Raw genomic sequence first — 16,924 nt, forward strand, 5'->3', positions numbered from 1 at the left:
AATGTCGTCCCCCTCAGCTTGCCAAACTCGCTCTCTGGGAAGCCAACACGATCAGGCTGGCCCTGGCGCTGAAGCAGGATCGAGCCGTCGTCACCAATGAACGCCCCCGTTTCCAGTGCGTCCCCACGAATCCGATTTTCGATCTCGACTGCGGCACGCCGCGCAGGCGTGGAGACATCCGGTTTTCTGATGGGATAACCAATGTCATACACAGTGAACTCGCCGGTCGGTTGCCTGAAGGTAACCGCTTCGCGTTGCCGCAGCTGCTGTAGGGTGAGCGTCTTTCCGTTGTCGTCTACGAACTTGTCCAGCGTCAGCTCGCCCTTGCTAAACAACTCATAGCGGGCCGGGCCGAGCACGTCCTTTTGGAACGATGGAGGCTGCCGCGCCAGCCATTCGCCGTAGCTGGTCTTGCTGCTCACCTGCTCGACGCCATTCGGGCCAATAGCCGGCCTGGTGGAGCCGGGGATTTCGCGGGCGAACTCGTCTTTCAGCACCGGGATGAGCGTGGTCCGGCACCGCCAGTGATACGGCGGCTTAGGCCCACCCAGCGGAATGATCGTCTGGTCGATGCTCATGCAGAACAGCGTTGTGCGGCTATCCAGGGTGGCGATCCGGCGCATCCCTTTGAGGATATCGTCGTTGTCCTTGAGCACTTCCACGCGCGCCGTGGTGGCGATGTGGTTGGTCATGGTGTTGACGAGGGCCTGCGCCTGATCGCGTTGCTGGACGCCCAATGAGGTCAAGCGGCGACTGATCTGTCCGGACGTCTCGCCCAGCGCGGAACCCATGCGGATCTCGCTGATGATCTCAGCGCTCTTCTTGGTGCCGTATTGGTCGAGCGCGCCGTTGATGCTGATGCGCTGGCGGCCTTTGCCGACCTCCAGGTCGAGTGGATTAGCCAGTGCAGCCGCGGCGACCTGCTCGATGCTCGGCCTGTTCAGCTGGACGACCGCATTCACGACCTTGCCCAGCAGGGTCATGTTGAACTCGGCCTCGTAGCCGCCGAATTCGGTCAGGTCGAGCACGGCCTGCTGTTTCATATCGCCGTATACGCCCGCTAGCTCGCCCTGTAGCTCTTTGATCTGCTTCTCGTACCGCTGGGTGCCGTACCGGCTCAATCCTTCTGATACGCGCGATTTGGCGGTGCTGATGGCCTTGGTGATGAACTTGGCCAGGCGCTTGAGGCTTCCCCCGGCATAGCGCTGCACGTGCACCTGGTGGCGAGTCGCCGCGTCGGACAGGTAGCCGTCACTGCTCATCGCCGCCCTCTCCGGTGTCGTTGCCGATCACCGGCGGTTGCTGGGCCAAGTCCTCGTCGATCAGCTCGTCAGTGCGGTCTGCTTCAAGCACGCCGCCCTGGCGCAGGTTGACCCGCACATCCTTCTTGGCGATGAAGCCCTGCTGCCAAAGCTGGATCTGCGCCAAGATGTCCTGGGCAGTCATCGTCTCGTCGAAGAACGATTGGTTGAGCCAGAAGACGGTACCGGCCTCGTCCGGCTCACCCAGCATGAAGCGCTCGGCGTCGAGGATGGCCCGCTTCAGGGCCTCGGACACGTTGCCAGCAATGGTGCCCAGGACACTGTTGTCCGAGCTGTAGCGGATGCGCACGGCCTCAGCAGTCTCGGCGCCACCCGCCTTCTGGACGATGCGCGCGCCGATCATCAGCATCTGTTCTTCCTTGTCCTTCATCAGCGTGCGGGCCAGTTGGCTTTCGGTTGCCTGGACAAGCTTTGCATCACCGGACTTACCCAGGTTGTAACCCCGCGTCGAGCCGATGTGCATGCCGTTCGGGTTCACCTTGGCGAACTCGTCGGCGGTGATGTCGGTCGTGATGAACAGCGTCGGCTGGCTGCTGATGAAGCCGCTCTCCTCCACCGTGGCGCTGTTGCCGTAGTGCAGGATGTTGACGTCAGCCAGGTCTTCCAAAGGCGACTTGTCGACGCTGGCGTCGTTGTTCTGGGCGCCGTAGAAGCTGAACAGGATGTGATCGAAGGGGCGGCCATTCTTGTCGAGCGGCGCGACCTCGCTGTAGCTGTTGCCGTCTTCGGCGTAGACGCGCTGGACGTAGCGGCCATCAACCAGCAGCAGCACGCGATATTGGGTGCTCGTTGTGCGCTCCAGGCTGTCCGGGCTGAACACGGACACGCACTCCAACAGGCAGACATAGACCAGGCGTTTCACGCCATCGACCACCTGCTCGTCCCAGTCGATGATCGACTCGGCGCCGTAGTGGTGAATCAGCGCGCTGCGGCCCTGCATGTCAGCCATTGAGGACACGCCCTCAACCGCAGGGAAGTCAACGAGGAACCCGCCCCGGCCAGCGTCCAGGCATTCACCCACGGCGTCCTTGGACAGCTGCTCCAGGCTGGTGCCGTCACCGCTGGCGTTCTCCTTGAGGTACTCGACCCCGGCGGGCAACTCCAGCTCTGCAGTCTTGCGAAACACCGCACCCAGCAGGCCGGTGCGCGTGCGCCCGGTGATGTTCAGGAACATCGCCCGCTTCTTGTACTGTTTGTACCGCGCCAGGTTCTCGGGAGATTTGTTCTCCGGGTCCGGCATCGGCAGGTAGATATCGTGCTTGCGCACCTCGCGGGCGCCAGCCACGCAGCGCTTGACCAGCTGCCAGCCGGGCAAGGCCTCCGAGTACTCTGCCCGGGGGTGGAAATTAGGCATGGATGGCCTCAGAAAGTGAACGAGATTGGAACGTGAGTGACCGGCCTGCTGATCGGGTAGTCGTGGTGGATGAAGTAGCCCCCCGCGTCGTTCGCGTGGTCCACGCCGGATTTCTTGTCAGGCTCGCCATTGGGCGCCCACACCTGCTGCTCCAGGCCGTCTGCATAGGTCGGGCATCGCAGCGGGTTGATCAGGTAGCGGCGTTCGCCATTCGCATTGCAGAACATCGCGTTCATGGCGTTGATACGGTCTTTCACTGGCGGGTTGGCGTCTGGCGCGATCACGGAAAAGCCTGCCTGGCGCAGGATAGCGATGTCCGTCTCGCTGGCATTAACCGACTTGCGCGACCCGCCAGAGGCGTCGGGATAGATCCTGATCTCGCAGGTCTTCTCGTAATCTCTGCCGTTGTGCCGCCAGTAGCGCTCCTTGATGCGCCGGATCATGTCCGGGGTATCGAAGCCATCGATCAGCTCATCCACTGCCCTTGGTTTGCCGTCTGGCCGCTTCACGTGCGTGATAGCCGCCATCTTGCCGACGTTGAAGTCCATGCCGATGAAAAGCGGCTCGCCCGCTTCGACCGTGTCGAAGCAGGAGTTCAGCTTGCGGTCGTAGGCGTGATAGATCGACCCGGCGTTGAGGTTGACGAACTGGCCGTTCAGGTAGGCCAAGATCAACTGGGCCGGGTACGACTCCATCAGCGACGGGATGTAGTCCGGGGGCAGGTTCAGCTCGTTGTCGAACGTACTGGCCTGCACCAGGCCATACATGCCCTGCAGCGCTGGCTTCTCGCGCAGTTGCTTCACGAACTGCTGATAGACGAACTTGAACCCCTCAGGGGTCGTGGTCACGTCCACGCCGTTCTTCAACCCGGGCACGTTGTAGCGCATCCGGGCAATGATCTTGCGCCAGGCGTGCTCAGCCTTCAGCGCGGGCAGAACATCGAGCTCATCGACCAGGGCGTGCCCGATCTTGAAGCCGACGATGGTCTGCGGCTTCTCCATCGATCGGCAGATGGTCGTGCTGCGGTACTGGCCGCCGCTGTAGAATTCGACCTCCTTGTCGCTCTCCTTCGTCTTGACCTTCAGGCCCCAATCGAAGGCCACTTCCTCGATCGTCGGGAAGAAGATGTCGCGGATCTGCGGGTACGTCGGGGCGAAGTAGCCGGAGTCGATCCGTGGCCACTCCCATACGTGCTTGCACAGTGCCGCGCAACCTACCCAGGTCTTGCCTGAGCCGAACCCGGCCACGAAGCCACGGAACTTGTTCTCCATCCGCAGGAAGTTAGCCTGTGGAACGTTCAACGACGGCATCAGGCTTCCTCGCGTCCACCACGTCGACCTGCACACGGGTTGGCGGCACGTTGTCGTGGGGGTTTTCGTTCTTGGTCTGGCGATTCACGTACACGTCGCCGACCTCTTTGGCGGCCTGCTCAAGGATTTGGAGGGTCAGCCCGTAGTTACGCATGCCCTCAACCTTCTCGGCCAGCCTGCCCAGTGTACGGAGCCGGTAGGCCCGGTTCGCGATGGGGATCTCCGCTGTCTCTTCGCGGAATCTCGTCCGAGTGTCTTCGAACAACGTCACCCAGCGCTTGGCCAGGCCCTTGCCGGAGTACTTCGTGGGGTCGTGTGTCTCCACCTGCTGGCGGGTCACGGTGATGCTGAATTCTTTCTGGACGGCCTCTACCACCTGTGAAGGCGTGTCGAAGCACGCCAAGGCCTGAACGATAAAGGCCTTCACGTCATTGCTGAGGGCTGCCATAGGCTTTCATCCGTCCAGAGCCTGTCCAGAATCAAGCCGACTTGAGCAGACAGGTTCCGCAGGCCCTCGAAATGTTGATCTTGGCCACCTCAGGCGGCCGGCTTGCAGCGTCGATCAGCTGCTGTACGTCGTGGCTTGGGCCATACCGGCGCACCACTCCGACGAACTCTTCGACGTCGTGCCCACGCATCTCAAGCTTGGGCATTCCGTCATCACCGAACGCCGGGGCGCCGTACTTATCGAGCTTGTGGCCGATGTGATAGAGCTCGTGCTCGACCAGAGCGCAGAACTCGGCCTCGGTGCATTGGGCGCAGTAGTCAGCGGCAAGGGTAATCAGGAACTCAGGCTCTTCGCCGAACCAGTCGCGCATCTGCTGCTCTTGCCGTGCCTTCTGCCATCCGCCAGCGCGGAACATCAGCTGCTCGGCCTGGCCAAGCACCACCCGCCCCTGCTTACCGAATCCGCTCGACGCCCACAGGACACCGATGTTGGCGTCTATCAGGTGGGCGTGATCTGGGTTGTGAATGCTGCCGATGTCGGCGAGGATCTCGCTCTGTATCCAATCCCAAACACCGGTGGCCGGGCGTAGGGTTAGCCACAGTGATTCGAGCAGGTCAGCCGGCGGCATTGGTCTGCTCATAGATCACCTGCACCTTGAAATGGTGGCGCGTTGAAGGTATTGGTTGAGATCAGCTAACCCGAAAGGCCAATCATGCAGCTTCATTTCAGGCACCTCAGCGACGTTTCCACCGAGGACATCATCGCGCTCAACAATAATCCAGATGTCTTACGCCAAATGCCCTTGGGGCGTCCCGACTTTGACGAAAGCAAGTGCAAGGCATGGGTCGCTCAAAAAGAGGCCCAATGGGCTCTTAATGGATACGGTCCCTGGGCTTTTTTCGTGGAAGATGAATTCGCCGGCTGGGGTGGCCTGCAGCATGAAGACGGTGACGCTGATCTTGCTTTAGTGCTTCACCCAGATTACTGGGGGCTGGGTAGAGTAATTTTCGATGAAATAGTGCGGCGCGCTTTCCAAGAGTTGGGCCTGGACTCGATTACCATACTGCTCCCACCAACCAGAACTCGTATCAAAGGTGTACTTCGCCTAGGTTTTGTTCACGACGGAGACGTTGATATCGACGGTACGCCCTTCGCACGCTATCGACTCCTGGCAAGCACTAGCGCAAAAATCTCGTAACCTTTTTTACCTGGCGACCATCCTGTGCGTCTCGGCATGTGCATGCCCGTGCAGGATAGCGACGAGCAGCCCCTGAGTATCAATCGCCTTGATATGCGCCGTGCCTGACGCGCTGGTAGCGGCCACCACGTCGGCCGGAAGCGGCAAGACGTGGCGCAGTCGCGTCACGTTGCTCATGCTGGATCTTCGAGGAACGCTACTAACGCCCCATTATTTTGACCGCCAGAAGCTCAAGTGGATTAGTACCACCCATCAAGCGCACGAAGGCGCTGAAGCGCATGTTTGTATTGGCATAAGAGGGAATAGCCAGAGCGAGCGGTACCGGCTGCTCTCTCTGCGTAAACTCTGTCGCAGTCAGTTTGGACATACTGCTTCCACAGTTCCTGGGATTCCTGAAGAAGGACCGGAACCGTCTCATATGTTGCAAAGCTGTCAGGATGCTCAGCCATATGCTGCGCGGTCACCAATTTTTTCTGGTACTTTTGCGTAACACTTTCATTAGCCGCCTCCACCATCGATAACAGGCACAGATCGCTATCTTTCGTCGTACGCGTGTTCGGATTTTTCAAGCACTGTTGCCACTCAGCCTCAACCTTCGAGGCAAACTGGCGCACCCCCTGGTCTAGTGCTTCCTCACGCCCGACATCAGCGTTGGACGGACCAATTACCAGCAATGATCCAAGACTGATTGCTAAAATAAAACTCTTCACAGGCCTCACTCCTTGAGGTGGATACTTCTTGAACTCCATGATGTCAAAAAACCAAACCGCACGCTACATACTGATGGCTTTAGCCCTTGTGTCGTGACTGCGGTGACAGCCGATTCAGAGCCTCATCAGCCTTGTCGGCGGCCTGGTTGGCGGTCGTTGCGGCTTTTGACGCCTTGGTCGCGGCGTTCTCCGCCTTCCGGGTCAGTTCATCCAAGCGCTGGTCGCGCTCAGCCAAGGCAGCGTCATAGGCTTCGCGGATCTGCTTCACCTGATTAGCTTGGGTGCTGGCCATAGCCCAGGAGGCAGACTGCCATCCCAGTACTGCCCCGCCGGCGACCAGCAGCGCGGCGATGATCCAGACCTCTGCCCGGAGGCACCAGCGGCGGGCGATGAACTCAACTGCGCATCTGTCCATCAGGAAGCAACTCCCAGCTTGCCGCGCAGACCGGCGATCTCATCGCTCTGCGCTGCTACGCGCTCATTGAGTTGGCCAACCTGACTGGTCAGGGCTTCTATCTTCCCCTCCAAGCGCCCGACCGTCGCCACCAGATCGTTCCGCTCCTTGGCGAACTGGTCAGCACGGGCCTCGGCTTCTTGCCGGGCCTCACGCTCGATGTCGAGCAGTTCATTCAGGCGCCGGACCATGCCGATATCTGCGGTATCCATTGCCCGATCGGTAGCGTCCCTGGAAAGCCACTTGCGCAGCCAAAGAAAGCCACTCACCAATACTGTGCCCGTTCCACCCAGCCAGGTGGCCGTGCCTGGAACAAGGTCGGTCGGGTCCATTGGTTACCCCAGGACAGAAAAGGCCGCTGAGATGCGGCCTATGATTATCTGACAGCCGAGCTACCTAGAGGCTGAAAACTCAAAAGTCTCCACTGCCAGCCGCATTCAGAAATAGATCTCGAATAGCATTGTTGCGACTTTCGTCTCGTATATTTCGATGAGACTCAGTCGCTGCGGTTAGCCAGTCTTGATCGCGTACGGCCTCCATGAGACGAGGAAAACCGTCGCCTAGCCCACCTTCACCCACGTTATAAATCATATCTTGAAGAGCAACGCGCGCAGCCCCTGGATATTTATCAATTTCTGGAAATAACCGACTCAAGCCGCTAAAGCTGCTATCAACTAGAGCACCAAGCTTGAAATCTACAAACTCGCTGGTGAGATGAAGGCTTGTGCGACTTTTGTACCACCCAGCTACGTAATTTCTAGGAGACGAGTGAATATTGCGCCACTCGGATTGCTTTTGATCAATAGTAGCCGGACCGTTATCGGAATTAAGGAACGGATACTCAGCAGCCGCACTTTCACTCGGCAGCATAAACCCCACCCCAACCGTTACATTACCCAGTGAATCAAGGTACATATGATCAGTATTGCCTTCATTGGTTCTCATTGATTCGTCAATGGCACGACGCTCCCGCGTGGTGAAGCCTGCAGCTTTGTCCTCCTCAGGAAAATCCACCTTCGCTGTCGCATTGATACTACCGGCCCCGCCTGGAGCGAGGGAGACTGCCACCTTGATTTTTACGGTATGTACATCAGTATACTGAAAAGTTGCTAAATACGGACTAGCCATGCGATTCGGCATGCTGATTGAGAACCCACCGCCAACGTATACGCCAGTTTCCTTGGTGTCTACCCAGTTACCGTCTAAGTCAGATTCCTTGAGAAAGTAAGACTTTGTAAACATTGGCTGGCCGTCACTCAAAAACACAGCAGCCACCATCGCATTACTGCGCGCTGGATTTTCAACATTATAAGCCTCGCTAATGGTGAAACTAACTGAAACGCCCGAGTCAATATTAATCATGGTAGTTGCACTACCATTTCCGACCATCCCCGCCCCCATCACCATGCTAGGGTAACTTTCATCACCAAAAGCATTGAAGGTTAGATTCTGAAACCCGGATCCAGCCTCATAGGCTGCAGATCCTGCCGTGGCCGAAAACTCAGCACCACAAAAGTTCTCATCTTCATTTTTCAGCGGAATCATAGTAAATGCCATGTCTCATTTCCTTTAGCAATTAATAAGAAAGGCGATCGGAGTCGCTCTCTTGTCGCTCTTAGGCAATAAGCTTGAAGCTCAAGGCTTTCTAGGTTCGATTGACTCTCGCAGCATCTATTTCTGCGCTACCGTCAACTCCGAAGGTGAGGGAAGCTGATCCTGGCGTGCGAACCTTACTTGGTTCAGAACCCCACATCGGGCGCATTTGATTTGAAGTTGGTAGATCCCACCCGCCCGGGCGAGAAGCCGGTTGCATTTTCCGCAACGAATGTCTCTAAGCATCTGCAAAGCCTTAATTTTTCTGCTAGGCTCCGCCCCGCTCGCGCGAGCAGTGAGGGCCTTGGCTGGCTTGCAGGTACAGTCTGCGATCTGGCGTCTCCCTTGGGTGTTGCTGCACCTTTTGGAGTCGCCCTCTCTTTTTCTCGCTACACAAATGACAAAGCCCCGAACTAGTCGGGGCTTTTGCTTTTCTGCGGGCACTAAAAACCGGCCCCTTGGCCGGTTGGTTGAAGAGCTTGCCCTCGCAAAGCTCTAACAGCGGGCAAATCTAGGTCACCAGTAGCCCGGGAGCACAATAGGGCTTCAAGCGGTCCTGCGCCATAGATCGCGGCTGCCACCAGGCTCAGGGCGTCCCTGCCCAAATATACTGATCAGATTCAGGCTGCGTTGGGCAAGAAGTGATATTCGGGCGTTGCACTCCTCGGCGACGCCTTCTCTCCTGCACCACGAAACAGCGCATCTCGATTTTGTGGCGCGGGCTATGGCTTGCGCCGCTCGATGCCGCCCGGTCCGTACTGGCAATCCTTCAGGCACTGCTCGCAGCGCAAGGCGTGACAGAGCCACACCTGCACGCGCGGCCACCAGGTGACCATAAAAATATGCCGCACCCCAGCCATAGCCAATGTGGCGTGCATGGTGAGCACCGCAGTGGTCTGGCCGAAGAACAGGCTTTGGTTGCGGGCCGTCACGACAAACCCGCTGATAGCGATCGCTGAATAGATCAGCTTTCCGATCACCCCGTCGCGCACCCTGCCGCTCAGCACGCACCAGGTTGCCCAGAAGGCGATCAGGCCGCAGGCGATGGTGTTGATGGTTTCAAGGTTCATGGCTGGTTGCCTCCCCCGAACCTCTGGCGGATGAGCGCCCAAAGGTCAGCGGCTTTGATTGCCCGGTTGATGGCGGCAAGTAGGGAGCCGCCGAAAGTGCCGAGCAGGAAGCCAACACCAGCGACAGTATTCGGCTCGGTGACGCCCAGATATGAACTGACCATCCCCGTCAGGTAAAGCGCGCATGCCACGCCGGTGATCAGGAAGATCATCCATGCGCGCCAGTCGGTCAGGTCGTCTTTGTGCCACCAACTGGCGACTATGACCCCGAATAGGCCTGCAATCAGCAGATCAAGCCTGTCGAGCAGGCGATGAAAACTCTCCATGCACTCGACTCCGGGCGGCACGAAATAAATATCCCAAATTTGCTATGCACACAGCAAATTTGCTGTATACTGAACTCACACAACAACGAGGCGAGGTGATGAGTTACAACGAGTTCAAACGGTGGCTTAAAGCCAGAGGAGTAAGGTTCGAATCGTTAAACGGAACGAGCCATTTCAAAATCTACTTCGAAGGCAAACAAACGATCTTTCCGGATCACGGTGCAAAGGAAATGAAAGAAGGAACCCGGAAAGGAATCATCAAGCAACTGGGGCTCAAATGAGCCCCTACCACCGTTTAAGCCGATTCATCGCCTCGCCTGGCGAACATCACTCAGAGAGCCGCCCGAGGGAGGGCTAGAAATGTTTGACTACCCGGTAACAGTGCACACCGAAGACACCCCAGGTGTTGCGCTTACCTGCGACACCATCCCGGAGTTCAACGCCGCCGGGGATGACCTGGGCGAAGCCTTGGCAGAGGCCGGCATCCTGATGCCTGCCGCACTTTCGATTTACGTGGATCAACGTCGAGCAATCCCTAGAGCGCCAGCACCTGAAGAGGGTCAGCCAGTAGTAGCGCTGTCCGCACTCACAGTGGCAAAAATCGAACTGTGGAACTCGATGGTTGAGAAAGGCATGCGCAAGGCTGATCTGTGTCGCCTGCTCGGCGTAAGCCAGAGCCAGGGTGACCGGCTCGTTGACTTCATGCATGGCACGAAGTTGGAGGCTCTGGAAAGCGCCCTGGCCGCGCTCGGCAAACGCCTGGTGGTGTCTGTCGAGCCGGCCTGAATTTGCGTGGGTCTTTCCCCACCTGTCCGCCGAAGACCATTCCAGCGCTGGCACCCTGATGCACCAGTCTCGCCGGTCCAGTCTCGCGCCATCCACCTGCATAGTGAGGGAGTGGATGCGCGGGCTGCCGGTGTTTTTCCGTACACCACACTACCGGCTAGCAGTGTCCAGGCTGTCCCGCTAGGGCCTGCCCTGGCTGCAGTTGCGTTTCTTGCTGGAACAAAAATCCCGGCGCGTGGCCGGGACTCTTGAGGCCCTATTCGGGCAATAAAAACCCGGCGCCTGGCCGGGTTTGGGTGAGCCGCTCAGGCTCGTGTGGAAAGAGGAATTGCACCAGCAGCAACGCAGCTATACCAGACGGCGGACAAACCTTGAGAAACCGGTGTAACCAGCAAATCCAAGACGTCTTTCATCATAAAGCTAACCTCCTTCGCAGACGTAACTGCTGCGATCAGCGAATCTATTTGAGGAACTGCAGAAACTGCTACAGCCAGAGCAAACAAACCCGCCATCCGGAAAGCCGGCATAGCCACTGGAATCGAACCAGTCTTCCCCCGAAGCTATTGGTCACTCCTAAACGCGCAGGAATGACAGGATGGGCGCATATTGGCTCATTGGCTCACTCGCCGTCAAGCGACATTTGCCACCAAAAGGCCTTCATGGTCGAGAATGTGCTGGGCCTCGACCAGGGCGGCGTCTACCTCGCGCTCCAGAGCCTTGCGGATATCGCGCCTCCAGCGCTCCTGAGTCTTGATCGGGTGTGGCTCATTGCTCCAGTTGTCCATCTCGTACCAGGCGGCTGGCAGGACGCTGGTACTGCGCTTCCCGTCCACGCCTGGCAGCTTTGGCATGGCCCAGGTCAGGATGGCGCAGTGGCGGAATCGCTGCGGTGCAGGCGAGCGATGCGTACGCGTGATTTCCTCGATCGCTGCGTGCTTGCGGTCGACGTGGGTCGAATACTTCGCCACCAGATGCCGCCAGTGCTCGCTGCTGAGGTTTTTGTGCAGTCGGCTGAACACCATGCAGTCGAAGAGGAATGCGGCCTCCTTGCCCACGATAGCGCCCTTCTGCTTGGTGGCCTGAACCTTCGGCTCGTAGTCGCACCCACCCGCACTGTTGATCGTCTCGGCGGCCAGGGCCCGGACTACTGCTGATAACACGTTCTGATAGTTCATTGTCCACCCCCTGCCCGTTTGGCCTTGCTCAAAATGAATTCTTCGTAGCTGCGCTTGCGGCGCACTGCGCCCGCCCAGGACAACGCCACACCACCCACCACCATGAGGGTGGCCAAAATCAGGAATCCCCATGCTGGTGTCATGCTGCAGCCCTCCGCAGGTCTTTGAGCTTCTGCCTGTACAGGGCCTTGATGGCCTGCAGGTCTTCGATGGTGTAGCGCCGGGCTGATTGGTCCCTTTCCAGGGTCTCTACAGCTTCCAGGCCGATGCGCTTGATGAGTCCGATCCGGTAGTCCGCCACGTTCCCGGACAGGTATCGGTTGTCGTGCTTACTTTGGGCGTGGCAATTGTTCTCGTCGAAGCGGAGGTGTGGCGCGGCACCTGTGCTGCGATAGTGGCCAGCGTCGACCGCGTTGCCGTTCCAGTCGAGCGGTCGCCCGCTGGAGATGCAGCGATACCCCGCCAAACGGTCCCGCTCGCGGATATACGCGTTGAACGCCTGCTGAGCTTCCCGCAGGTGGTCACCTTTCGTCTTCAGCTTCTCCCGGCGCTCCTGGAGCTCCTGGCGGGCCTGCTTGGTGATGGCCCTGGCCGCGACCTTCTGCGCCTTCGAATCCTTCGACATGGCCAGCGCGCAGGTGATGCTGCACACCTTCTGCGTGGACATGGACGGCTTGAAGCGCTGGCCGCAACCTGGTGCCTTGCACTTCTTCGGTTTGATCTCAGCTACGCGCACGGCTCGGCCTCCTTGGCTTTCTGCTGCTCGGGGGCGAAGTCACCGCGCAGGGGCATGATCCATTTTTCCCAAACGATGCAGTCCGACTCGCCTTCAATTTCTGCAACCACCCACACCGGGTAACCCTCTCCCTGCTCATAGACGCCAGGGTCCATTGGGTCACGACGATCGACCGGGCCGACAAGGTGCCGAGAAACTAGCTCTACGCACAGGCCGATGGCTGGCGGGTACGTGTGGTTGGTGACAAGCGCCAGATCGCCCGGCTTGAATTGATGGCTCATGCAGCCTCCTCGCTCAGCAGGTCACCAAAGAACACCCCCTTCGGCGCGAACTCGGCCACGATCCGGTCGGTGTACTGACAACCCTGCGCACGATCAAATAGGCGGGTGACCGGGAAGCCATCCGGCCCGAACATGGCGCAAGGGCCCATCAAACGAAGCTTTACGTCGTAATCCAAGTGGATGAACGACTCAGCCCAGCCGGTGCGGAACTCGTCGCAGCCGGAGCGCATGATCGGCACGCCCAGGTGCAGCTTGCAGTAACGGCGAACGTCCTCGATGTCACCCATCTCGGTGCTCTTGGCGATGCGGTCGTACATGGCGAACCACAGGGCGTTCTGGTCCAGGGTGCGGTCCTTGCCGGGGCGCATGCTCACCACGACGAACTTCTTGTCGCGAAACATGCGGGTGAGCATGGTCACGGCCTCGGACAGCTTGGCCTGGCTGTTGACGCTGATCTTCTCTGTCATGCCGCCTCTCCCTTGCCCAGCTTGAATGCGTAACGCTCCAGCAGGTATGCGCGGTCAACAAATGCGTCAATGACGAAGCCGTTCAGCTTTACCTCACTGACTGCCCCCTCTCGAACAGCTGCCACGTAGTACTTGCAGCCAGGCCGCCCCATGGCCGGGTCGTGCACAACCATCATTCCGTCGAGGCACTCAACGATGATCTGGTGCATGCCACCCTCCCAGTTCAGTGAAGGCACGCCGACCAGGTAAGCGCCATCGCGGTCAAACGCGGGCAAGTCAGCAGTGTCGAAGGACTCGAATGGAATCGCCTGCTGTTCCAGCGCCTCACGGGTGCTCATATCCCCGGCGAAGTAGCGCTCGTGCAGCTGAGCAACCACTACGCCAGCTGGCTCGGCTTTGATCATCGCCAGGCAGGTCGAGAAACAGGTGTTGTGGGTCGGCTGGGTTTGATGAGAGATCAGGTAGCTCATGGCGCCACCTCATCCCAGCGAACCTCAAGCCACATATCCACGAACTGACGCTCTACGGCCTGCACGGTGCAGCGATAGCCCAAGGCGCGCAGCTCCTTGAGGATGGCCTTGCACAGCTCCGGGTAGTCCTTCTCGCTGCAGTAGCAGCTGGTGCCGAATCCGTAATCGCGGATGGTGTATTCGTACTTGCCGGCCTCGGCCGCCTTGGCAACTCCGGCCAGGATGGTATCCACGGCAAAAGCTGGGTCTTTGGCGCGGGCAATGTCGCGCGCTTTGGATGCAGTCATCTTGTTGGTGTCCATCAGTGCTTCTCCTTGCGCTTGCACAGCAGTTTCCAGGCAACGATGACGGGCCATCCAAGTGACAGAACCCACAGGAACAGGTAGTGCTGCCAGCCCTTTGCGTTTTCAGCCGCTAGGCCGACCAAAAAACCGAAGAAGGTGGTGTGAATCCACCCGTAGATCATGATTGCGTCCGCCATCACACCCCCTCCCCGGCCGGCTGCCCGGCGCGCTTGATGTTCAACTTGGCCAGCAGGTGCGCACGGCACGCGGCGGCGCCGGACGGGATCTGCTGTACCGCCAGCAGGCGGGCCTGCTTCTGCCTTGCATGCTCTTCGGCAAGCTCGGCAGCGCTCTTCTGGCTGTCGTGGCCGATGCCGGTCGCGATCTTGCCGTCCAGTGGCTGACCGTCCTGAGCGCGGCGCAGCACGATCTGGTAAGCCCGGTCGAAGCGTGCTTGCAGGCCCTTGTCGCCTTGCTGGGCAGAGCGCAGGTCGAACAGGCCGGTGGCCACCGCGGCGATCTTCACGCCATCGTGGCTGTACAGGCCCATAAGCGCCTCAATCCAGGCGTCGGCCGGGGCCGGCATGCCGAAGTCCTCAGGCATCGGCTGGCACATGGCGATGAACTCGCCAACGCTCGGCGCGAAAGGCTTCTTGAGCTTGCGGCACTTCTCGATGCCGAACTCGATCTGCTCGAGCGTGCGGATGCCCTCGGAGGCGAACTCCTTGATCCACTCCTCCTTGGCAGCGGCCAGGGCCTCGGTGGATGGCCACGCTTGGCGCCAAGCCGGGAAGATCCCGCGCAGGCGGCGGAACAGGTCGTTGACCACTTCGGCGGTTTCGATCGAGACCACCACCGGCCCACCATGAAGCTCCGGCGGACGGTTCTGCATGGCAGCCATCAGCTGGTTGGCTGATTTCATGTGCGCACCATCAGGTTTCGAGCCCACTCGGTGTCGTCGAAGTCGGGCTCATTGTTTTGGCGACGGGTTGCGGGCTGGCTCGCAGCTGCTGGCTGAGGCAGTTCGTCCTCCCAGCGCTTGCCGTTCAGCCAGGTGGATGCGTGCGGGATGAACTGGCCGCCGTCCTTGGTCCAGTCGGCGGAAACGGTCCAGGCAGCCAGCGAGGCGGCCATCAGGTCGAACAGATCAGCGGTGACCTTGATCTTCGCCCAAGCCTTCTTGGCGTCGGCTTTGCTCACCTTGCGCGGGTAGAGCGACCAAAACCGTTCGAAGTCGACCAACTCGCTTTCGCGAGAGTCAGTCCTTACTCCCTTCAGTCCTTGCTTACCTTCAATACTTACTAGTGTCGGATTTGCCGGATACGGCTGAGCCGGAAGCGGTTCAACCGGATACGGCAAAGCCGGAAGCGGTGTTTCCGAGACGACGTAGTGGGTTTCGCCCAGCAAACCGGACTCGCCACGTTCCTGGCGGCGCTCGACGTAGCCGGCGGTGATTAGCTCTTGCAGCAGGCCGTACACGCCGTCACGACCGGTCGGTTTTGCGGACTTTGCGGTCTCGTTGCGCAGGTGGGCTACCGACACAGCCCAGTGATCAGGCTTGCCGAGCAGGAAGACCAGCAGCCCGCGGGCAGCCCAGCTCAGGCGCCCGTCCTCGCTGATCGATTTATTGAGCATGTAGAAATTGGCCTCAGGGCGAGGCGCACGAATGATGCTCATGGCTTGACCTCGAGCCCTGTGCCGCCGCAGGCTTGGCAGTTCTTCCCGCCGCCTTGATCGGGCGCGGGCCCGCCAAGGCGCCCCTCCCCTTTGCACTGGTCGCAGGATCGTTCGTTGTAACGCTCGTAGCCTTCGCCATACTCGTGGCAATAGGTGGCTGGCCAGGCCCCGCGAGTGCCTTTCGGAACGATGTGATAGAAACTGGCGTAGGTGCCACGCCCCGGAACCGTCTTGACCCATACGTGCTCAGGGCCGCCCAGGCACCAGCGCGGACGCTCCTTGACGGCCTCGGCCATGAACAATTCCAGATCGTGATGGCCGCGACTCATGACGATGTAGGTGTCTTCCCCTACCGATTCGATATCCAGCGGATAGGCCTTCATGCCGCACCCCGCACGGCCTTGTCGTGGGTGTGCAGGCCGTCCCAGTTCTTCTTCATGGGCAGATGACCGGCCAGGTACAGCTCGTACAGGCGCACGGCGCCCTTGCGCAGCAGCACAGGCGTGAAGGCAATGAACGGCTCTTTGCCCTGCGGGGCGACTTCGTGCTGATGCTCGGTCATGTACTTGTCGCGGGCGTACGCAGCAACGCGGTACCGGGTGCCACTGCTTCCCTCGGTGAAAAGCCAGTTCCTGGCCTTGAGGAAGGCGTTCACCTGCATCACGTTGACCCCATTGAGGCCCTTGCAGAACTGGGCCGGAGTCATTCCTTCCTTGAACAGGTTTTCGAGGTGCTCGATCTTTTTGGCCTGGGCCTCGACCTGGACGGTAAGCAGCACGCGGGCCTTCTCGGACTCCAAGGCCATCTGGAGGATTTCCAGCTTGCGGAGGTCGGTGGGCGCCGGCGGGGCTGCCTTGGCGAGGCGCCAGAATTCCTTGACCAAGCGTTTTTTGAACTCACGGACGATGGCCGTGTTGCGCATGTAGGTCAGCAACAAGGTCGCCTGCTGCTCGTTCATCAGCGCAATTTCGCGGGACTGCATACCGCCTGCGGTCTCGAAGGGTTCGATTTGGAATCGCACCCCTCCAAACTCGCTGAAGTCGGCCTGGTACTTGCGAACCAAGGCAATCACGCTGGCGTGCTCATTGCCGGTTTCGTGAGCGATGGTGCCGGTGGTGGTCACCGCCTCACCGTCGACGATGGCCACTATTGGAGTTCGCGCCACGAAATCGTGGTTCGCATTTTGTGGCGCGGGCCGGTTGAGGGCCTGTACACTTTGGGTCTGCATATGCATAATTCCCCTACAGAGTTTTGTATTGCAGA

27 protein-coding genes and 1 pseudogene are annotated in these 16,924 nt (G+C 59.4%); 3 read left to right on the forward strand and 25 right to left on the reverse strand.

The features are described from left to right. Positions 1–248: 248 nt before the first annotated feature. From HU770_RS12445 to HU770_RS12465, 5 genes and pseudogenes are all read right to left on the reverse strand, one after another. Positions 249–1,262, reverse strand: a pseudogene (locus HU770_RS12445) (phage head morphogenesis protein); the annotation flags it as partial. Further along, a complete protein-coding gene (locus tag HU770_RS12450) occupies positions 1,252–2,676 on the reverse strand; it encodes a DUF4055 domain-containing protein (RefSeq protein WP_186663765.1) in 1,425 nt (474 codons plus the stop codon). The pseudogene HU770_RS12445 and the gene HU770_RS12450, both read right to left, overlap by 11 nt. Before the next feature lie 8 nt (positions 2,677–2,684). Further along, positions 2,685–3,986, reverse strand: coding sequence for a terminase family protein (locus HU770_RS12455; RefSeq protein ID WP_186663766.1), 1,302 nt, complete (start codon positions 3,984–3,986; stop codon positions 2,685–2,687). Further along, on the reverse strand, positions 3,958–4,434 hold the full coding sequence (locus HU770_RS12460; RefSeq protein ID WP_186663767.1) for a DUF2280 domain-containing protein: 477 nt from the start codon (positions 4,432–4,434) through the stop codon (positions 3,958–3,960). Before HU770_RS12460 ends, HU770_RS12455 begins: the two co-directional genes overlap by 29 nt. 31 nt (positions 4,435–4,465) lie before the next feature. Further along, positions 4,466–5,074 (reverse strand): putative metallopeptidase, encoded by a 609-nt coding sequence (locus HU770_RS12465; protein WP_186663768.1) that lies wholly within the window; start codon positions 5,072–5,074, stop codon positions 4,466–4,468. Between the two features lie 72 nt (positions 5,075–5,146). Between HU770_RS12465 and HU770_RS12470 the strand changes: the two genes are divergently transcribed. Next, a complete protein-coding gene (locus HU770_RS12470) occupies positions 5,147–5,632 on the forward strand; it encodes a GNAT family N-acetyltransferase (RefSeq protein WP_186663769.1) in 486 nt (161 codons plus the stop codon). Positions 5,633–5,638: 6 nt separating this feature from the next. Here the strand turns inward: HU770_RS12470 and HU770_RS12475 are convergent, their stop codons facing one another. From HU770_RS12475 to HU770_RS12510, 8 genes are all read right to left on the reverse strand, one after another. After that, positions 5,639–5,809 (reverse strand): hypothetical protein, encoded by a 171-nt coding sequence (locus tag HU770_RS12475; RefSeq protein WP_186663770.1) that lies wholly within the window; start codon positions 5,807–5,809, stop codon positions 5,639–5,641. 62 nt (positions 5,810–5,871) lie between these two features. Next, a complete protein-coding gene (locus HU770_RS12480) occupies positions 5,872–6,342 on the reverse strand; it encodes a lysozyme inhibitor LprI family protein (protein WP_186663771.1) in 471 nt (156 codons plus the stop codon). A gap of 79 nt (positions 6,343–6,421) precedes the next feature. Continuing rightward, entirely contained in the window at positions 6,422–6,757 is a 336-nt protein-coding gene (locus HU770_RS12485; RefSeq protein ID WP_186663772.1) for a hypothetical protein, read from the reverse strand. After that, entirely contained in the window at positions 6,757–7,128 is a 372-nt protein-coding gene (locus HU770_RS12490) for a chemotaxis protein (RefSeq protein WP_186663773.1), read from the reverse strand. The genes HU770_RS12485 and HU770_RS12490 overlap by 1 nt, the downstream gene beginning before the upstream one ends. Before the next feature lie 79 nt (positions 7,129–7,207). Further along, positions 7,208–8,353, reverse strand: coding sequence for a hypothetical protein (locus HU770_RS12495; RefSeq protein WP_186663774.1), 1,146 nt, complete (start codon positions 8,351–8,353; stop codon positions 7,208–7,210). A gap of 114 nt (positions 8,354–8,467) precedes the next feature. After that, a complete protein-coding gene (locus HU770_RS12500) occupies positions 8,468–8,641 on the reverse strand; it encodes a Com family DNA-binding transcriptional regulator (RefSeq protein WP_186663775.1) in 174 nt (57 codons plus the stop codon). Between the two features lie 470 nt (positions 8,642–9,111). Next, positions 9,112–9,459, reverse strand: a complete 348-nt coding sequence (locus HU770_RS12505; protein WP_186663776.1) for a hypothetical protein — start codon at positions 9,457–9,459, stop codon at positions 9,112–9,114. After that, a complete protein-coding gene (locus HU770_RS12510; RefSeq protein WP_186663777.1) occupies positions 9,456–9,785 on the reverse strand; it encodes an MFS transporter in 330 nt (109 codons plus the stop codon). The genes HU770_RS12505 and HU770_RS12510 overlap by 4 nt, the downstream gene beginning before the upstream one ends. Positions 9,786–9,883: 98 nt before the next feature. Between HU770_RS12510 and HU770_RS12515 the strand changes: the two genes are divergently transcribed. Beyond that, complete coding sequence (locus tag HU770_RS12515) at positions 9,884–10,066, forward strand: type II toxin-antitoxin system HicA family toxin (RefSeq protein WP_186663778.1); 183 nt, start codon at positions 9,884–9,886, stop codon at positions 10,064–10,066. Positions 10,067–10,145: 79 nt separating this feature from the next. After that, the gene (locus HU770_RS12520) at positions 10,146–10,571 is read left to right on the forward strand and encodes a type II toxin-antitoxin system HicB family antitoxin (RefSeq protein WP_186663779.1); all 426 of its coding nucleotides are present in this window, start codon (positions 10,146–10,148) and stop codon (positions 10,569–10,571) included. A gap of 629 nt (positions 10,572–11,200) precedes the next feature. Here the strand turns inward: HU770_RS12520 and HU770_RS12525 are convergent. Genes HU770_RS12525 through HU770_RS12580 form a run of 12 tightly spaced genes read right to left on the reverse strand, consistent with a single transcriptional unit; the run spans position 11,201 to position 16,895 of the window. Next, complete coding sequence (locus HU770_RS12525; protein WP_186663780.1) at positions 11,201–11,746, reverse strand: hypothetical protein; 546 nt, start codon at positions 11,744–11,746, stop codon at positions 11,201–11,203. Then, positions 11,743–11,889, reverse strand: coding sequence for a hypothetical protein (locus HU770_RS12530; RefSeq protein ID WP_172828399.1), 147 nt, complete (start codon positions 11,887–11,889; stop codon positions 11,743–11,745). Before HU770_RS12530 ends, HU770_RS12525 begins: the two co-directional genes overlap by 4 nt. Continuing rightward, positions 11,886–12,482: a recombination protein NinG gene (locus HU770_RS12535; protein ID WP_186663781.1), complete on the reverse strand. Its 597-nt coding sequence runs from the start codon at positions 12,480–12,482 to the stop codon at positions 11,886–11,888. The genes HU770_RS12530 and HU770_RS12535 overlap by 4 nt, the downstream gene beginning before the upstream one ends. Then, complete coding sequence (locus tag HU770_RS12540) at positions 12,473–12,763, reverse strand: hypothetical protein (RefSeq protein ID WP_186663782.1); 291 nt, start codon at positions 12,761–12,763, stop codon at positions 12,473–12,475. Before HU770_RS12540 ends, HU770_RS12535 begins: the two co-directional genes overlap by 10 nt. Next, positions 12,760–13,230: a hypothetical protein gene (locus tag HU770_RS12545; protein ID WP_186663783.1), complete on the reverse strand. Its 471-nt coding sequence runs from the start codon at positions 13,228–13,230 to the stop codon at positions 12,760–12,762. The genes HU770_RS12540 and HU770_RS12545 overlap by 4 nt, the downstream gene beginning before the upstream one ends. Beyond that, positions 13,227–13,700: a hypothetical protein gene (locus tag HU770_RS12550; RefSeq protein ID WP_061550565.1), complete on the reverse strand. Its 474-nt coding sequence runs from the start codon at positions 13,698–13,700 to the stop codon at positions 13,227–13,229. The genes HU770_RS12545 and HU770_RS12550 overlap by 4 nt, the downstream gene beginning before the upstream one ends. Continuing rightward, positions 13,697–14,002, reverse strand: coding sequence for a hypothetical protein (locus tag HU770_RS12555; protein WP_202883869.1), 306 nt, complete (start codon positions 14,000–14,002; stop codon positions 13,697–13,699). The genes HU770_RS12550 and HU770_RS12555 overlap by 4 nt, the downstream gene beginning before the upstream one ends. Further along, positions 14,002–14,181, reverse strand: coding sequence for a hypothetical protein (locus tag HU770_RS12560; RefSeq protein ID WP_099774150.1), 180 nt, complete (start codon positions 14,179–14,181; stop codon positions 14,002–14,004). The genes HU770_RS12555 and HU770_RS12560 overlap by 1 nt, the downstream gene beginning before the upstream one ends. Continuing rightward, positions 14,181–14,906, reverse strand: coding sequence for a replication protein P (locus HU770_RS12565; RefSeq protein ID WP_186663784.1), 726 nt, complete (start codon positions 14,904–14,906; stop codon positions 14,181–14,183). Before HU770_RS12565 ends, HU770_RS12560 begins: the two co-directional genes overlap by 1 nt. Further along, the gene (locus HU770_RS12570) at positions 14,903–15,661 is read right to left on the reverse strand and encodes a hypothetical protein (protein WP_186663785.1); all 759 of its coding nucleotides are present in this window, start codon (positions 15,659–15,661) and stop codon (positions 14,903–14,905) included. Before HU770_RS12570 ends, HU770_RS12565 begins: the two co-directional genes overlap by 4 nt. Beyond that, positions 15,658–16,044, reverse strand: coding sequence for a hypothetical protein (locus HU770_RS12575; protein ID WP_238347526.1), 387 nt, complete (start codon positions 16,042–16,044; stop codon positions 15,658–15,660). Before HU770_RS12575 ends, HU770_RS12570 begins: the two co-directional genes overlap by 4 nt. Continuing rightward, positions 16,041–16,895 carry a Rha family transcriptional regulator gene (locus HU770_RS12580; protein ID WP_186663786.1) on the reverse strand — a complete coding sequence of 285 codons (855 nt, stop codon included), beginning with the start codon at positions 16,893–16,895 and terminating at the stop codon, positions 16,041–16,043. The genes HU770_RS12575 and HU770_RS12580 overlap by 4 nt, the downstream gene beginning before the upstream one ends. Positions 16,896–16,924: the final 29 nt, after the last annotated feature.

This window comes from Pseudomonas sp. SWRI68, assembly GCF_014269165.1.
Classification (GTDB): domain Bacteria; phylum Pseudomonadota; class Gammaproteobacteria; order Pseudomonadales; family Pseudomonadaceae; genus Aquipseudomonas; species Aquipseudomonas capeferrum.

What these genes read in the sequence shown, in the direction of transcription:
- HU770_RS12565 (WP_186663784.1), bottom strand. Translation starts at nt 14,906, where the DNA reads ATGAAATCAGCCAACCAGCTGATGGCTGCCATGCAGAACCGTCCGCCG.
- HU770_RS12570 (WP_186663785.1), bottom strand. Translation starts at nt 15,661, where the DNA reads ATGAGCATCATTCGTGCGCCTCGCCCTGAGGCCAATTTCTACATGCTC.
- HU770_RS12490 (WP_186663773.1), bottom strand. Translation starts at nt 7,128, where the DNA reads ATGGACCCGACCGACCTTGTTCCAGGCACGGCCACCTGGCTGGGTGGA.
- HU770_RS12495 (WP_186663774.1), bottom strand. Translation starts at nt 8,353, where the DNA reads ATGGCATTTACTATGATTCCGCTGAAAAATGAAGATGAGAACTTTTGT.
- HU770_RS12465 (WP_186663768.1), bottom strand. Translation starts at nt 5,074, where the DNA reads ATGAGCAGACCAATGCCGCCGGCTGACCTGCTCGAATCACTGTGGCTA.
- HU770_RS12515 (WP_186663778.1), top strand. Translation starts at nt 9,884, where the DNA reads ATGAGTTACAACGAGTTCAAACGGTGGCTTAAAGCCAGAGGAGTAAGG.
- HU770_RS12560 (WP_099774150.1), bottom strand. Translation starts at nt 14,181, where the DNA reads ATGGCGGACGCAATCATGATCTACGGGTGGATTCACACCACCTTCTTC.
- HU770_RS12540 (WP_186663782.1), bottom strand. Translation starts at nt 12,763, where the DNA reads ATGAGCCATCAATTCAAGCCGGGCGATCTGGCGCTTGTCACCAACCAC.
- HU770_RS12550 (WP_061550565.1), bottom strand. Translation starts at nt 13,700, where the DNA reads ATGAGCTACCTGATCTCTCATCAAACCCAGCCGACCCACAACACCTGT.
- HU770_RS12485 (WP_186663772.1), bottom strand. Translation starts at nt 6,757, where the DNA reads ATGGACAGATGCGCAGTTGAGTTCATCGCCCGCCGCTGGTGCCTCCGG.
- HU770_RS12520 (WP_186663779.1), top strand. Translation starts at nt 10,146, where the DNA reads ATGTTTGACTACCCGGTAACAGTGCACACCGAAGACACCCCAGGTGTT.
- HU770_RS12575 (WP_238347526.1), bottom strand. Translation starts at nt 16,044, where the DNA reads ATGAAGGCCTATCCGCTGGATATCGAATCGGTAGGGGAAGACACCTAC.
- HU770_RS12450 (WP_186663765.1), bottom strand. Translation starts at nt 2,676, where the DNA reads ATGCCTAATTTCCACCCCCGGGCAGAGTACTCGGAGGCCTTGCCCGGC.
- HU770_RS12545 (WP_186663783.1), bottom strand. Translation starts at nt 13,230, where the DNA reads ATGACAGAGAAGATCAGCGTCAACAGCCAGGCCAAGCTGTCCGAGGCC.
- HU770_RS12455 (WP_186663766.1), bottom strand. Translation starts at nt 3,986, where the DNA reads ATGCCGTCGTTGAACGTTCCACAGGCTAACTTCCTGCGGATGGAGAAC.
- HU770_RS12510 (WP_186663777.1), bottom strand. Translation starts at nt 9,785, where the DNA reads ATGGAGAGTTTTCATCGCCTGCTCGACAGGCTTGATCTGCTGATTGCA.
- HU770_RS12475 (WP_186663770.1), bottom strand. Translation starts at nt 5,809, where the DNA reads ATGAGCAACGTGACGCGACTGCGCCACGTCTTGCCGCTTCCGGCCGAC.
- HU770_RS12555 (WP_202883869.1), bottom strand. Translation starts at nt 14,002, where the DNA reads ATGGACACCAACAAGATGACTGCATCCAAAGCGCGCGACATTGCCCGC.
- HU770_RS12525 (WP_186663780.1), bottom strand. Translation starts at nt 11,746, where the DNA reads ATGAACTATCAGAACGTGTTATCAGCAGTAGTCCGGGCCCTGGCCGCC.
- HU770_RS12470 (WP_186663769.1), top strand. Translation starts at nt 5,147, where the DNA reads ATGCAGCTTCATTTCAGGCACCTCAGCGACGTTTCCACCGAGGACATC.
- HU770_RS12505 (WP_186663776.1), bottom strand. Translation starts at nt 9,459, where the DNA reads ATGAACCTTGAAACCATCAACACCATCGCCTGCGGCCTGATCGCCTTC.
- HU770_RS12580 (WP_186663786.1), bottom strand. Translation starts at nt 16,895, where the DNA reads ATGCATATGCAGACCCAAAGTGTACAGGCCCTCAACCGGCCCGCGCCA.
- HU770_RS12460 (WP_186663767.1), bottom strand. Translation starts at nt 4,434, where the DNA reads ATGGCAGCCCTCAGCAATGACGTGAAGGCCTTTATCGTTCAGGCCTTG.
- HU770_RS12530 (WP_172828399.1), bottom strand. Translation starts at nt 11,889, where the DNA reads ATGACACCAGCATGGGGATTCCTGATTTTGGCCACCCTCATGGTGGTG.